This is a genomic window from Streptomyces sp. NBC_00390 (assembly GCF_036057275.1).
Classification (GTDB): Bacteria; Actinomycetota; Actinomycetes; order Streptomycetales; family Streptomycetaceae; genus Streptomyces.
The window spans coordinates 6,101,876-6,115,278 of sequence record NZ_CP107945.1 but is presented as its reverse complement, the minus strand read 5'-3'; the positions used below and the strand labels follow the sequence as shown (position 1 = coordinate 6,115,278).

Here is a 13,403-nt window from a genome sequence, read left to right as displayed (position 1 = left end):
CAGGTCAGACGGCTGCTCCGGGGGCCGTGATGCGGGGGACGCGGAGCGCGGGCGGACCCCGCCGCACGAGGGTGTGCGCGAGGACGACCCCGTGCAGCGGGCGCGGGGCGGGCGAGAGGGGGCGCGGCGCACGGTACGTCGCGGGCCCGGGCAGCAGGACGGCCCCGAGCAACAGGCGCACCGGGGTGAAGGCGGCCGCGGCGACGGCGTACGCGAGCTTGAGGAACGCCCTCTCGCCGTGGGCGAGCCACAGGGCGCAGCCGACGGCGGCGAGGACGTGGACGGCGATCATGCCGGCGTCCGCGGTGATGCCCGCGGTCAGGGCATCGGTGCCGTCGTGTTGATGGTGGGCGGCCTCGTGCTGCGGGGCCGGCCAGCGCCCGGTCGTGAACAGCAGATGCAGGACGCCCTGCACGGCGAAGAGTCCCGACCCGAGGGAGCGGACCCCGCGGCGCCGGCCGGCCGCGAGCCAGCCGGCGGCGGCGGTCACCGCGAATGCGGTGAGCAGCGCGGGCACAGGTATGTCATGCGCAGACAGGGACGAATGCCCCACAGCCGCCAAAAGGACAGCCACGGCCGCGAAAAGCGCGGCCCGAAAGGCGCGCAGGGGCGACCGGGCATCCGTCATGAGCTCACATGCTGCCATCCGTACCGTGGGTACGGGGAGAGGGGCCGTTCCTGATCGTTCTGCCGGCAGATCGTTCTCCTCGCAGCGGAATCACTGGTCGTGCCAGGTGAGGGCCGTGCACAGTCGGCCTCATGAGACTTCTGATTCTTGGTGGGACGGAGTTCGCCGGCCACGCGGTCGCCGAGGCGGCGCTGGCCCGGGGGTGGGAGGTGACGGTCTTCCACCGGGGGCGGCACACCGCGCCGGACGGCGTGACCGAACTGCTCGGAGACCGTACGGACGAGGGCGGCCTCGCCGCCCTCGCGGACACAGCGGCCGGGTGGGACGTGGTCGTCGACACCTGGTCGGCGGCGCCGGCCGCGGTGCGGGACGCGGCACGGGCGCTGGCCGGGCGGACCGGTCGCTATGTCTATGTGTCGAGCTGCTCGGTGTACACCTGGCCGCGGTCCGCCGGCTATGACGAGGGAACCCCGGTGGTGGACGGTTCACCGGACGCGGTCGATGTGCCGTATCCGCAGGCCAAGCGCGGCGGTGAACTGGCCGTGCTCGACGCCTTCGGCGAGGAGCGCTCGCTGCTGGTGCGCGCGGGCCTGATCCTCGGTCCGCGGGAGAACATCGGCCGGCTGCCGTGGTGGCTGAACCGGATCGCACGCGGCGGTCCGGTCCTGGCCCCGGGTCCGCGGGACCTGCCGGTGCAGTTCATCGACGTGCGCGATCTGGCCGAGTGGATCCTGCACGCGGCGGAGCACGGGCTGAGCGGCCCGTACAACCTGGCGAGCGAGGCGCGCCATACGACGATCGGGGAGCTGCTGGAGGCGTGCGTACGAGCCACGGGCTCGTCGGCCGAGCTGCGCTGGACGCCTGCGGAGTCGGTGCTGGCGGCGGGCGTCGAGTCGTGGACGGATCTGCCGATCTGGGTCCCGCAGGACGAACTGCCGGAGCTGTACGCCGCGGTGTACGGCCTGGACGTGGCGCGGGCGCTCGGGGCGGGGCTGAGGTGCCGGCCGGCCGGGGAGACGGTGGCCGACACCTGGGCGTGGCTGGAGTCGATCGGCGGGGCGGCACCGCAGCGCCCGGACCGGCCGGTGCTGGGTCTGTCGCCCGAGGTGGAGGCGAAGATCCTGGGCGGGTGAGGCCGGACACCCCCTCGACCCGTCGCGGCGGCCCGGCTGCCGGGCCGCCGCGACGGGTCCGCTCACCACCCGCTCCTCGAACAGAGGAGGCACCGAAGGCCAGCGGCACTCACCGGGTGCGCCGCCGGCGCCGGCAGCACCGCGAGCGAGGCGAAGGCGAACTGCTTCGGCCGGGAGAGGACGGGCCCGAGCACCGCACCCGCGACCGCGCCGCTCTCGTGCACACCCTTCCTGCAACGGCGGTTGAGGTGGTGTCAGGTACACCCCTGTCCGGTGTCAAAGACCAGTGCCTGCGGGCGCCGGCTCCGGCGACACTGGTTCCCGGAACCGGACGGCGAGGGGAAGACGATGAAGGCGACGAAGGCACGCGACGCGGTGGTGGCCGGGGCTCAGGGGTTGGCGCTGACCTTGCTGGCACTGATCGGATCGGTCACGGTCTTCGTCCTGGCAGTGGTCTCGATCGCGCTGATCACCGTGGGTGTGGGTGTGTTCACCACCCCCCACGCCCTGGCCCTGGTGCGGGCCCATACCGGCCGCCGCCGACTGCTGGCGGCGCGGTGGTCGGGCGTACGCATCCCCGCGAATCACCGCCCCTTTCCCCGGGATCTGCGCTCCGGCATCACCGGCCAGGTCGAGCGCTGCGCGCTGATGCTGAAGGACCCGGCGACCTGGCGGGACATGCGGTGGCTGCTGGCGGACATGACCGGGGGCGCGATCGTGGCGATCCTGCCGCCGGCGATGATCCTGGACGGCATCTTCGGGTTCGTGCTCCTCGCGGGCGTGTGGCAGCCGATCGTCGAGGCCGACGGCACGTACTGGTACTCGTTCGTGCCGGTCGACAGCCGGGGCACGGCTGGGCAGGCCGCGCTGCTCGGAGTCGCGTGGCTGATCCTCGCGTTCCACGTCAACCCGTACCTGGTGCGCACCCACTTCCGGCTGGCCGGCACCCTTCTCACCCCGAACCGCGAGGAGGAGCTGGAGCAGCGCATCGGCCGGCTCACCGAGACCCGGCACGACGCCCTGGACTCGTCGGCCGCCGAACTGCGCCGTATCGAGCGGGATCTGCACGACGGCGCGCAGGCCCGGCTGGTGGCGATGGGGATGAACCTCGGCACCGTCGAGGCGCTGATCGAGACGGACCCGGCCAAGGCGAAGGAGCTCATCTCCAAGGCTCGCGAGTCCTCCGCCGAAGCGCTGACCGAGCTGCGCGACCTGGTGCGCGGTATCCACCCGCCGGTGCTCGCCGAGCGGGGTCTGGGCGACGCGGTCAAGGCGCTGGCGCTGCGGCTGCCGGTTGCGGCCGAGGTGGGCGTGGACCTGGCCGGGCGCGCGGAGGCGCCGGTGGAGTCGGCGGCGTACTTCGCGGTGAGCGAGTCGCTCACGAACGCGGTCAAGCACTCGGGAGCGGACCGGGTGTGGGTCGACATCGCGCACACGGACGGCTCGCTGCGTATCGCGGTGACGGACAACGGCAAGGGCGGCGCGGCGGTCGGGGCCGGTTCCGGTCTGCGCGGCATAGAACGGCGGCTGGGTACATTCGACGGTGTCCTGGCCGTCAGCAGCCCTGCGGGCGGTCCCACCATGGTCACCATGGAGATCCCTTGCGTGTTGTTCTAGCCGAAGATCTGTTCCTGCTGCGGGACGGCCTGGTCCGTCTGCTCGAGGCCTTCGGCTTCGAGATCCTGGCCGCCGTCGAGACCGGGCCGGAACTCACCAAGGCGCTCGCCGAGTTGGAACCGGACGTGGCCGTCGTCGACGTCCGGCTCCCGCCGTCGCACACGGACGAGGGGCTGCAGTGCGCGCTGGCGGCGCGCCGGGCACGGCCGGGGCTGCCGGTGCTGGTCCTGTCGCAGCATGTGGAGCAGCTGTACGCACGGGAGTTGCTGGCCGACGGGAACGGCGGGGTCGGCTATCTGCTCAAGGACCGGGTCTTCGACGCCGAGCAGTTCGTCGACGCGGTACGGCGGGTGGCGGCCGGCGGTACGGCGATGGATCCGCAGGTGATCTCCCAGCTGCTGTCGCGGCGTTCGAAGGACACGCCGATGGCCGGGCTGACCCCGCGCGAGCTGGAGGTCATGGAGCTGGTGGCCCAGGGCCGTTCGAACGCGGCGATCGCGACCCAACTGGTGGTCACGGAGCGTGCGGTGGCCAAGCACACGTCGAACATCTTCGGGAAGCTGGACCTTCCGGTGTCGGACGACGACAACCGCAGGGTGCTGGCCGTGCTGGCGTATCTCGACCACGGCCGTACGGCGGGTGACTGACGGTACGCCAACGGCACCACAGACCGAACTCACGGTAACCGGCAGGATGCACCTTTTGGCGCTGGAGATTTCTACGATTTCGCTGCACGACTGAACACGGCCCACACCCGGCCCGTATGGAACGACGCGCTACTTCCCTCCCCCGGGATTGGAGTTCCATGGGACGCAATTCGAGAAAACGCTCAACGCTGGCCAACCGGGCGATCGCCGCTTCGGCTGCCCTGATTCTGGGCGGGGGTGGTCTGATAGCCGCCAATTTCTACGCCTCAGCCGGCGAAGGCTGGTACGGCCGCAGCCCCAGCGACAACCAGGTCAAGAACACGGCACAGTCGGTGTCCACGATCGACTGCCCCGATGTCGGCAATGCGATTCCGCAGGTTCCCCAGCAGGAACGGCAGTCGGTCGACCGTGAACTGGCCACGCTGGACACCCAGATCACCACGGCGTACCAGCGGTTCGCCGACAACAAGGAGCGTGTCCAGAGCGATCGCTCCTTCGCCCAGAACCAGCTTCTGACGCCGCTGAAGAACGAGCGGCTGGTGATCATCCAGCGGATCGTCGCGATGATCGACCGCGGCGCCGAGCGCCCGCAGGGCCTTGAGTCCATGGCACCGTGCACGCTGCGCGCCGACGAGAACGACAACGGCCAGGACCAGGACCAGGGTGACGGCCAGGATCAAGGTCAGGACCAGGGTGACGGCCAGGACCAGGGCCAGGACCAGGACCAGGGTGACGGCCAGGACCAGGGCCAGGACCAGGGTGACGGCCAGGACCAGGGTCAGGGCCAGGCGGGCAACGGCCCCGAGGCCGGCGACTTCGTCGACATCGAGTCGGTGCAGCCGAATGTCCAGAACCCCCGCAAGCTTCGTAACGCCTCCCGCGGCACCTTCTCCACGAAGTGCGGTGTCAACGCGAACGGCAAGTTCAACCCTGACAATGTGATCGTCGCCCCGGGCGTCAGCAACGGCGCGCACCACATGCACGACTATGTCGGCAACCAGGCCAATGACGCGTTCGCGAGCGACGACGACCTGGCAGGCGGCCAGACCACCTGCAACAACCAGGGGGACAAGTCGACGTACTACTGGCCCGTGCTGCGTCTGCAGAACGGCCAGAACGAGAACGACGCGGAGGCGGACGGCGGCGGCAAGGACCAGAACGTCGGCGAGATCCAGACGCCTTCCCAGGTCACGCTGAACTTCGTGGGAAGCCCGGTCGGCAAGGTCACCGCGATGCCCCGCTTCCTGCGGATCATCACCGGTGACGCCAAGGCCTTCGTCAACGGGAACGCGAATGCCAATGCCTCCTGGAGCTGCACCGGATTCGAGAACCGCCAGCTGAAGGACAAGTACCCGATCTGCCCCGAGGGCAGCCAGGTGGTCCGTAGCTTCAAGTTCCAGAGCTGCTGGGACGGTCAGAACATCGACAGTGCCAACCACCGCACGCACGTGGCCTTCGCCGACCAGAACGGCAACTGCCCGAACGGCTTCCAGGCCATCCCGCAGCTGGTGCAGCGGATCGTCTACGACGTGCCGCCGCCGGTCTTCGACGGCGAGAACACCTCGGTCTTCGCGGTCGACTCCTTCCCCGAGCAGCTGCACAAGCCGGTCACCGACCACGGCGACTTCATCAACGTCTTCGACGACAACCTCATGGGGAAGGTGGTGAACTGCATCAACACCGGCCAAAGGTGCCGCTAGTCCCGCTGTCGCCGGAGACGACATAGCAGGACACGCCAGTCAGTCATCAGCAGTCAGAACCATTCAGCACAACGGGACAAACCAAGCGAAGAGCGCAAACGACCGGAGCGATCGGGTCGGCCCGAAGGAAGCGGGCCGGCCCGATCGCGGCTGTACGGCCGTGACTGCCCGCCTGGAACTTGCCGGACGCGGGAGAGGGCCGGTCCCGAACCCCGGCCCTCTCCCGTGGACTTGTCCGTTCAGCCCTTGTGCCCCTCGTGCCCTTCGTGGCCCTCACCGGTGCCACCGCTGCCGTCATGGCCGCCGGACTGATGCTGGGTGCCGGTCTCCACCGTGCCGCCCAGCCGGCCACGCAGAGCCGTGATCGCCTTCTTGTCCCCGGAGGCGACCCACTTGCGGCCGACGAGATACACGCCGCCGTAGTCGTTGGCCTCGTTGATCCACTCGCGCTGGCCGCGGTCGGTGGAGAAGGTCGTCAGGATGTACGCGCCGTCGGCCGTCTTGCAGTTCGCCTGCCGCAGCTCGGCAGCGTCCGTCTGTATGTTCGGCTTGCACGTGGCCTGTTCGGCCAGCTGCTCCAGCGTGCCCGTCGCCGTCTTCGGTTCCTTGCCGTCCGCGCCCTGCCCGTCCTTGTCGCCACCCGAACTGCAGGCCGCCGTCAGGGCCAGGACCACAACCGCCAGTCCTGTCCGCGCCGCCTGCCACGTGCTGATTCCCGTACTCGTCCGCATCCGGCCATGGTGCCCTCCCTCCCCCGCTTCGCGCGACAGAACCCCGGGTATCGCGCGCTCCGCACACCGGCGGTCACACCCCGCAACGCGCAGGGAGCTGCGGCCCGGTGGTCGGTCACGGCCGGTGCCGCGGTCGTCGGCTACCGTGGCCTACAAGACAGGACACAACCGGAGAATTGCTTAGATATCACTCCATGTGACCCCACAGGCAGTCCGAGCCGTCAGGGAGCCGCCGCGCCATGAACGCGATCCCCGCCACCACCGTCGCCAATCTCAGGGACCTCGGCGGCACGCCCCTGGCCGACGGCGGGTCCGTACGCCACGGGCTGCTCTTCCGCTCCGGGCAGCTCGACCGCCTGGACACCGTGGCCGACCCGGCCGTCGCCGCACTCGGGGTGCGTACGGTCGTCGACTTCCGCACCCGGGAGGAGCGCAGCGCCCGCCCGGACCGGATCCCGGAGGGCGGGCGGCTGCTCCTCGCGGATGTGCTGGCCGACCAGGTGACGTCGGGCCGCATGCCGCCGGCCGCCCGGCTGCGGCAGCTGCTGGGCGATCCGGCCGCCACCGAGCAGGAGCTGGGCGGCGGCCGGGCGCGCACGCTGTTCAGCGACATCTACCGCTCCTTCGTCACCGCGGACTCGGCGCGGGCCGCCTACCGGGCGTTCCTCAACGAACTCGCCGAGCCCGACGTCGGGCCGCTGCTGTTCCACTGCACGGCGGGCAAGGACCGTACGGGCTGGGCCGCGACGATCGTGCTCACCCTGCTCGGCGCGACGCCGGAGACGGTCGAGGCGGAGTATCTGTCGGTCAACAGGGCGGTCCGGCAGGCCTTCGCGCCGATGGTGGAGGGCTTCACCGCACAGGGCGGGGACCCGGACACCGCACTGTCGATCGTCGGAGTGGTCCCGGACTATCTGGCCGCGGCGCTGGACGAGGTCGATGCGCGCTACGGCTCCATGGAGAAGTACGTGCGCGAGGGACTGGGCGTCCCGGCGCAGGCGATGGCGCGTATCCGCGCACGCCTCATCGGCGCAGCGGCGCCCTGATGAACGTGCGCCGGGGGCGTCGGCGGTGCTGTCGGCAGGCACGGCGGCCCCCGAGCGCAGCCATCGGTGCAGCGGCCCCGTGATCAGCGCGTGCCGGGCCGGGACGGTGGCTGCCGGCGGGCGGAACGCCGGGCGCGGACCGCACGTGCGCGGTGCCAACCACGGTCCGTGGAAGACCACTTGGTGACCGCAGGGCGATTCGCTCGTTCTGCTGAACGTGCGCCCACAGGATGTCCTCAACACCCCTGCCCCGTCCGCGGCCCCACCCGCCCCCGGCCCCGTCGAGGTCGAACAGGCCGAGGCGGCGCTGATCGAGCACTACCCCCGGCTCGTACGGATCGCCTACCTCGTGCTGCCGCCGTCGCTCGGCCGCAACCGGCGGGTGCTGACCGCGCACGCCATCGCCCAGCGCTCGCTGCCGCGCGGCCGTGCGGCCGCCGGGCCGGCGGCCGTCCCGCGTCCGCGCGGCGCCACGGGCACCGCCGCCGGGCCCGGCTACGCGTTCGTACGGAGCCGGGTGCTGCGCCAGGCGCTGGAGGCCGGACTGCCGCTGCGGCGCCTCGCGAGGCCCCGGCGCGCCCAGCTCCCGCCGCTGCTGCCGCACGTGTGGGGCCTGCGGGTCTTCCCCCGGTCCGGAGGCGCGGACGAACTCGCCCTGGACCAGCGGCTCTCCGCGCTCTCCGGCCCCGCACGGGCCGCTTTCGTGCTGCGCGTGCTGGAGGGGCTGGCCGACGACGAGGTACGGGAGGTGCTGGCGGCCGCCGGGGTCGACGACGTACCGGCGGCGCTGGCGGACGCGGACGGGCTCCCGGACGGGGGCCGTTCCCGGGCGCTGCTCACCTCGTCCGAGTTCGACGTCTGCTCGCTCCAGGTGCGGCCCACGGATCTGATGCGCCGCCGCCAGCACGCCAAGGCGGGCGTGGTGGCGGCCCTGGCGCTCGCGGTGTGCGGGGCGCTGCTCGGTCTGCCGGGCGGCGGCTGGGGCCGGGACGGCGCGGCCGCCCCGCCGTACGCACGCAACCCCGCGGCCGAGGCTGCGCTGGACCCCGGGCAGCTGGCCCGGGTCCCCGCCACGGCGTGGCAGGCCTCGGCCCGCCGCGACTTCTCGGTCTGGCCGGCCCGCGGCTCGCTCACCGGCGACCGCGCGCTGCTGCGCCGCGCCCTCGCGGTCTGGGCGAGGCCCGGCGCCGGCGTCCAGGTCTCCGCCACCCCCGGCACCCAGTCCGGGCCGCCCATGGGTCCGCCGCAGCTGCTGTTCGCGGGCGAGGTGGACCAGGCGCGGGTGGTGCTGCTGTACGACGGGCTGCGGGTGGCCCGGTACGCGGAGGCGGCGGGCGCCGACAGGGGCGGCGCGGCGCTCGACTTCGCACGCACGGACGGCGCGGACACGGCGTCCGCGAGCGCGCTGGTGGCCGGCCGCACCGACGGCAATGTCCGCTATGTCACCGCTCCATGGGTGCGCCGGGCCGCCGTACGCGACCTGCTCGACCCGGCAGGCGCCGCCCGCCCGCTCGACCGCGACGCCGACGGGGTCACGGCCCCGATGCCGAGCCCGGCCCAGGCCCGCGGCTGCCTGGGCTGGGACGCGCTCGAGGTCGACGACGGGAGCGCGGCCCGGACGCTGACGGACCTCGGCGAACTGACCCCGGCCCGGCTCACCTACGGCCCGCCGGCCGCGCCGAAGGACATCTCCGGCGCCGCGGCCCGCGCCTCCTGGGCACGTACGGCCTGTCTGCTGCCCGGCATGCGGGCCCACGGGGTGCGCGACGTGAACTCCTGGCAGTATGCCCAGCAGTCGCTGCCGGAGGCGAACGGCACCGCGGCGTGGCTGTGCACACGCGCGGAGACCTGGCGGGGCATGGGCAGCCGGGTCATGACCCAGTTCCAGGCGCCCGCCGCACGGCCCGGCGCACCCGGCGCCGTCGCGGCCCGCGCCGAGGACTCGCCGTCCTGCGGAGTGCGCGAGCCGCGGGTGCTGGCCGGGGTGCTGTGGAAGTCGCAGGCCGGACAGTGGTACGTGCTGGCGGCGGGCAGCGCACAGTTCGCCTCGCTGGCCGTCTCGGGCGGGCTCGAGGGCGAGACGGCGGGCCGGGTGCTGGCGGTGCGTGCGAAGGCGGGAGCACGGGCGGAGCTCAGCGGCCGCCTCCCGGACGGGAGCCGGGTCGGCGCCCTCGGCTGAACCCGCGCCCGCGGCTTCGCCATTGCCGGGGACGGACGGAGGGCGGAACCTGCCGCACACCTCTGGCCCCGGGCCTTACCCCTCAGTACATTGACACCATGTCTAATACCCAGCCACGTCCGGTCGCGACCGAGCGGATACCGCTCAAGGCACGCAAGGTCGCCTTCGAGTGGTCGGACACACCGTTGCACTGGGTACCCGGAGAGCCCTTCGCGACACACACGATGAATGTGCTTCACCTACTGCTCCCGGCGGGCGAGCGATGGTTCGTCCATGTCTACAAGCAGGTGCTGCCCTACATCAAGGACGATCGGCTGCGCGAGGACGTCATCGGGTTCATCGGGCAGGAGGCCGTGCACTCCCAGGCCCACGACGACGTGCTGCCGCACCTTCGGGAGCTCGGTCTGGACCCGGAGCCGTACACGGCGCAGGTGGACTGGCTGTTCGAGAAGCTGCTCGGGGACCGGACGCTGCCACCGGGCAGGGCGCGCACGTGGTGGCTGATGGAGCGCGTCGCCCTGATCGCGGCGATCGAGCACTACACCGCGTTCCTGGGCGACTGGATCCTGGGCGCCGAGGAGCTGGACCGGCGGGGCGCGGACCCGGTGATGCTGGACATGCTGCGCTGGCACGGTGCGGAGGAGGTCGAGCACCGCTCGGTCGCGTTCGAGCTGTTCATGCACGTGGACGGCAGCTACCGCCGCCGGGTGCGCACCTGGGCGATCGCCTTCTCCACACTGGTCTTCCTCTGGCAGCGCGGCGCCCGCTTCTTCATGGAGAACGACCCCACGCTGCGGGACGGGCGCGCGAGCGTCGGCCAGTTCTACCGCGCGGGCCGCCGCGGCGTGCTGCCCAGCACGCCCGCGATGCTGCGCTCGATCCCCCGGTACCTCAGCCACGCCTACCACCCTTCCCAGGAGGGCAGTACGGCCCAGGCGGTGGCCTATCTGGCCTCCTCACCCGGCGCGAACGGAGGCCGCTGACGTGCCCCGGCTGCGTACCGCCGTCCTGGTCGCCGGCGCCGCCCTGCTCACCAGGCGCGCGCTGCGCCGCCGTGTCCGGCGCTCCCCGCTGTGGCCGCTGCCGGCACTCCCGACACCCGTCTCCGGCCGGGCACCGAGGCGCAACGCCGCATTCCGTGCGCTGGTCACCGAGCGCACCGAACCCGCCGAAGGCGTCGTCCAGCTCAGGCTGGAGGCCGCCGGGCTGCCCGCGTGGCAGCCGGGCGCGCACATCGACGTGGTGCTGCCCTCGGGGCTGGTCCGCCCGTACTCGCTGTGCGGCGACCCGTCCGAGCCGGGGACGTACACGATCGCCGCACGCCTGATCGAGGACGGCCGCGGCGGCTCCCGCGAGGTGCACGAACAGCTCCAGGAAGGCGTGGACATCGAGATCCGCGGCCCGCGCAACCGGTTCCCGCTCGCCGATTCCAAGGCGTACGTGTTCGTCGCGGGCGGCATCGGGATCACTCCGATCCTGCCGATGGTGCGGGCACTCGCGGCCGCCGGCGCCAACTGGCGGCTGCTGTACGGCGGCCGCTCGCGCGCCTCGATGCCGTACGTGGACGAGCTGGCGAAGCTGGGCGCGGACGGCGACCGGGTGCTGGTGGTCCCCGAGGACGAGTCGGGCCTGCCGGACCTCGCCGCCTTTCTGGCCGGTACGGCCCCGGGCACGGCGGTCCACTGCTGCGGACCCGACCCGCTGATGGACGCGGTCGCCGCGCTGCTGCCGGCCTCCTGCACCCTGCATCTCGAGCGTTTCGCCCCCGGGGCGGCCGGGCCCGGCGACGACGTGCCGTTCGAGGTCGAACTGCGCCGCAGCGGCAGGATGGTTCAGGTCGCGCCAGGCCGGTCGGTGCTCTCGGCCGTCCGTGCCGAGCTCCCGGACGTCCCGTACTCCTGCGAGCAGGGCTTCTGCGGCACCTGCCAACAGCGCGTCCTGGAAGGTGAGATCGACCACCGCGACGAGCTCCTGACGGACGGGGAGCGCGACGACTCGATGCTGATCTGCGTCTCCCGCTGCCGGGGCGGGCGGCTGGTGATCGACCTGTAAAGGACGGCGCCCTTCCGCTCAGTCGGTAGGGTGTTCGCATGACGACCGGGGTGCGGCGACGAATGGGCGTCGAGGAGCGCAGGCAGCAGCTCATCCAAGTGGCGCTGGAGCTGTTCAGCCTCCGCTCCCCCGACGAGGTGTCGATCGACGAGATCGCGGCGGCCGCCGGGATCTCGCGGCCGCTGGTCTATCACTACTTCCCCGGCAAGCAGAGCCTGTACGAGGCGGCGCTGCACCGCGCCGCCGAGGAGCTCGCCGCTCGGTTCCACGAGCCGCACGAGGGGCCGCTGGGGGCCCGGCTGCTGCGGGTGATGGGCCGGTTCTTCGACTTCGTCGACGAACACGGGACCGGGTTCTCCGCATTGATGCGAGGCGGACCCGCCGTGGGTTCCACGGCCACCAATGCGATGATCGACGAGGTCCGGCACGCGGCGTACCGGCAGATCCTGTCCCATTTGCGGATCGAGGAGCCGTCCCCGCGGCTGCAGCTGGTGGTGCGCTCCTGGGTGTCGCTCGCCGAGTCGACGGCGCTGCTGTGGCTGGACGGGCGGCGGGTGCCGCGCGCCGAGCTGGAGTTGCAGCTGGTGCACGACTTCGCCGCGCTGACCGCGGTCAGCGCGGCGTACGACGACGAGATGGCCGACATCCTCATCGGCATCCTGGCTGACGAGCCGGCCGACGGACCGTTCGGTGATCTCGTCGGCCGGCTGACGACGCTGGCGCCCGCGATGGTGAAAGTTCCCGCTCAGCGCCTGCGGTAGGACGCCTCCAGGTCCCGCACCTCGGCCGATGCGACCGGCGCGACGCCGCCCGCCGGCCGCAGATACTCGGCCAGCAGATCGAGCACGACCTCGGACAGCTGCGCCTTGACCTCCTGGCTGCGGCCCGGCAGCAGCGCCACCGCGATGTGGACGACGGCGGCCTGGGCCGTGCCGTCCGCGACGACGGTCTCGTCGACACGGCGGAACCGGGTTTTGCAGGCCGCGAGTTGGGTGTCGGCGGTCTTGGCGATCAGCGGGTGCAGCGCGAGCGCGAAGCCCTGGCGGTCGAAGGAGGACTCCACGGAGTGCGAGTAGTCGACGGTGATCTGCGGCATGGCATCGCTCCGGTGGCCGGTCGGTCGTAGTGTCTTCCCATGATCACCGACTCTGCCTTCCGGCTCGCCGCGGACACCGAAGCCGACCTGACCGCGCTGGTCGGCCTCCACGACGGCGCGGCGCGCTGGATGGTGCGGGGCGGCATCGACCAGTGGAAGCCGGGCGACAAGGACACGGAGCACTTCCGCCGCCGGATCGGGGCGGGTGAGGTCTGGCTGCTGGGGCACGGTGGCCGGGCCGCCGGAGGGTACGAGCTGTGGTGGGAGGACGAGCCCGCCTGGGGAGTTCAGCCGCCGGTCGCCGGTTACGTGCACCGCCTGATGACCGACCGGGCCAAGGCTCCGGCCGGATCGGGACGGGCGATGCTCGCCCATGCCGAGCGGCGCATCGCCGCCTCCGGGCGGGAGTTGGCGCGGCTGGACTGCTTGAGCCGCAACCCGCGGCTGCGGACGTACTACGAGGCGGCCGGGTACCGCGTGGTCGGCGAGCAGCCCGTCAAGGTGGCCGCGGACGGTAGCCGTTACGGGGTGCTGTTGCTCGAGAAGTCCCTTGTGTGATGGGCAGCCCGAGCGC

13 protein-coding genes are annotated in these 13,403 nt (G+C 72.2%); 10 read left to right on the top strand and 3 right to left on the bottom strand.

The features are described from left to right. Positions 1–4 precede the first annotated feature (4 nt). Positions 5–517 (bottom strand): hypothetical protein, encoded by a 513-nt coding sequence (locus OHS70_RS26985; protein WP_328401423.1) that lies wholly within the window; start codon positions 515–517, stop codon positions 5–7. Positions 518–759: 242 nt separating this feature from the next. Between OHS70_RS26985 and OHS70_RS26980 the strand changes: the two genes are divergently transcribed. The 4 genes from OHS70_RS26980 (at position 760) to OHS70_RS26965 (ending at position 5,725) form a co-directional block, all read left to right on the top strand. Then, on the top strand, positions 760–1,761 hold the full coding sequence (locus OHS70_RS26980) for an NAD-dependent epimerase/dehydratase family protein (protein ID WP_328401421.1): 1,002 nt from the start codon (positions 760–762) through the stop codon (positions 1,759–1,761). Between the two features lie 348 nt (positions 1,762–2,109). Then, positions 2,110–3,378, top strand: coding sequence for a sensor histidine kinase (locus tag OHS70_RS26975; RefSeq protein WP_328401419.1), 1,269 nt, complete (start codon positions 2,110–2,112; stop codon positions 3,376–3,378). Further along, on the top strand, positions 3,363–4,025 hold the full coding sequence (locus OHS70_RS26970) for a response regulator transcription factor (RefSeq protein ID WP_328401417.1): 663 nt from the start codon (positions 3,363–3,365) through the stop codon (positions 4,023–4,025). Before OHS70_RS26975 ends, OHS70_RS26970 begins: the two co-directional genes overlap by 16 nt. 158 nt (positions 4,026–4,183) lie before the next feature. Next, positions 4,184–5,725, top strand: a complete 1,542-nt coding sequence (locus OHS70_RS26965) for a DUF1996 domain-containing protein (protein WP_328401415.1) — start codon at positions 4,184–4,186, stop codon at positions 5,723–5,725. A 239-nt stretch (positions 5,726–5,964) separates the two neighbouring features. On the opposite strand, the gene OHS70_RS26960 is transcribed toward OHS70_RS26965, so the two are convergent. Then, positions 5,965–6,456, bottom strand: a complete 492-nt coding sequence (locus OHS70_RS26960) for a hypothetical protein (RefSeq protein ID WP_328401413.1) — start codon at positions 6,454–6,456, stop codon at positions 5,965–5,967. A 239-nt stretch (positions 6,457–6,695) separates the two neighbouring features. On the opposite strand from OHS70_RS26960, the gene OHS70_RS26955 reads away from it, so the two are divergent. The 5 genes from OHS70_RS26955 to OHS70_RS26935 all read left to right on the top strand — a co-directional run bounded on the left by OHS70_RS26955 (position 6,696) and on the right by OHS70_RS26935 (position 12,494). Further along, positions 6,696–7,502, top strand: coding sequence for a tyrosine-protein phosphatase (locus tag OHS70_RS26955; RefSeq protein ID WP_328401411.1), 807 nt, complete (start codon positions 6,696–6,698; stop codon positions 7,500–7,502). A 217-nt stretch (positions 7,503–7,719) separates the two neighbouring features. Beyond that, entirely contained in the window at positions 7,720–9,681 is a 1,962-nt protein-coding gene (locus OHS70_RS26950; RefSeq protein ID WP_328401409.1) for a hypothetical protein, read from the top strand. A gap of 98 nt (positions 9,682–9,779) precedes the next feature. Continuing rightward, positions 9,780–10,664 carry a metal-dependent hydrolase gene (locus tag OHS70_RS26945; RefSeq protein ID WP_328401407.1) on the top strand — a complete coding sequence of 295 codons (885 nt, stop codon included), beginning with the start codon at positions 9,780–9,782 and terminating at the stop codon, positions 10,662–10,664. Between the two features lies 1 nt (position 10,665). Continuing rightward, on the top strand, positions 10,666–11,733 hold the full coding sequence (locus OHS70_RS26940; RefSeq protein WP_328401405.1) for a PDR/VanB family oxidoreductase: 1,068 nt from the start codon (positions 10,666–10,668) through the stop codon (positions 11,731–11,733). Between the two features lie 38 nt (positions 11,734–11,771). Next, the gene (locus tag OHS70_RS26935; protein ID WP_328401403.1) at positions 11,772–12,494 is read left to right on the top strand and encodes a TetR/AcrR family transcriptional regulator; all 723 of its coding nucleotides are present in this window, start codon (positions 11,772–11,774) and stop codon (positions 12,492–12,494) included. On the opposite strand, the gene OHS70_RS26930 is transcribed toward OHS70_RS26935, so the two are convergent. After that, the gene (locus OHS70_RS26930; RefSeq protein ID WP_328401401.1) at positions 12,479–12,829 is read right to left on the bottom strand and encodes a 5-carboxymethyl-2-hydroxymuconate Delta-isomerase; all 351 of its coding nucleotides are present in this window, start codon (positions 12,827–12,829) and stop codon (positions 12,479–12,481) included. The genes OHS70_RS26935 and OHS70_RS26930 overlap by 16 nt on opposite strands. 39 nt (positions 12,830–12,868) lie before the next feature. Between OHS70_RS26930 and OHS70_RS26925 the strand changes: the two genes are divergently transcribed. Beyond that, positions 12,869–13,387, top strand: coding sequence for a GNAT family N-acetyltransferase (locus OHS70_RS26925; RefSeq protein ID WP_328401399.1), 519 nt, complete (start codon positions 12,869–12,871; stop codon positions 13,385–13,387). Positions 13,388–13,403: the final 16 nt, after the last annotated feature.

Bases quoted from the DNA above. Each gene is read 5' to 3' on its own strand.
- OHS70_RS26980 (WP_328401421.1), top strand. From the start codon at position 760: ATGAGACTTCTGATTCTTGGTGGGACGGAGTTCGCCGGCCACGCGGTC.
- OHS70_RS26975 (WP_328401419.1), top strand. From the start codon at position 2,110: ATGAAGGCGACGAAGGCACGCGACGCGGTGGTGGCCGGGGCTCAGGGG.
- OHS70_RS26965 (WP_328401415.1), top strand. From the start codon at position 4,184: ATGGGACGCAATTCGAGAAAACGCTCAACGCTGGCCAACCGGGCGATC.
- OHS70_RS26960 (WP_328401413.1), bottom strand. From the start codon at position 6,456: ATGCGGACGAGTACGGGAATCAGCACGTGGCAGGCGGCGCGGACAGGA.
- OHS70_RS26955 (WP_328401411.1), top strand. From the start codon at position 6,696: ATGAACGCGATCCCCGCCACCACCGTCGCCAATCTCAGGGACCTCGGC.
- OHS70_RS26945 (WP_328401407.1), top strand. From the start codon at position 9,780: ATGTCTAATACCCAGCCACGTCCGGTCGCGACCGAGCGGATACCGCTC.
- OHS70_RS26935 (WP_328401403.1), top strand. From the start codon at position 11,772: ATGACGACCGGGGTGCGGCGACGAATGGGCGTCGAGGAGCGCAGGCAG.
- OHS70_RS26930 (WP_328401401.1), bottom strand. From the start codon at position 12,829: ATGCCGCAGATCACCGTCGACTACTCGCACTCCGTGGAGTCCTCCTTC.
- OHS70_RS26925 (WP_328401399.1), top strand. From the start codon at position 12,869: ATGATCACCGACTCTGCCTTCCGGCTCGCCGCGGACACCGAAGCCGAC.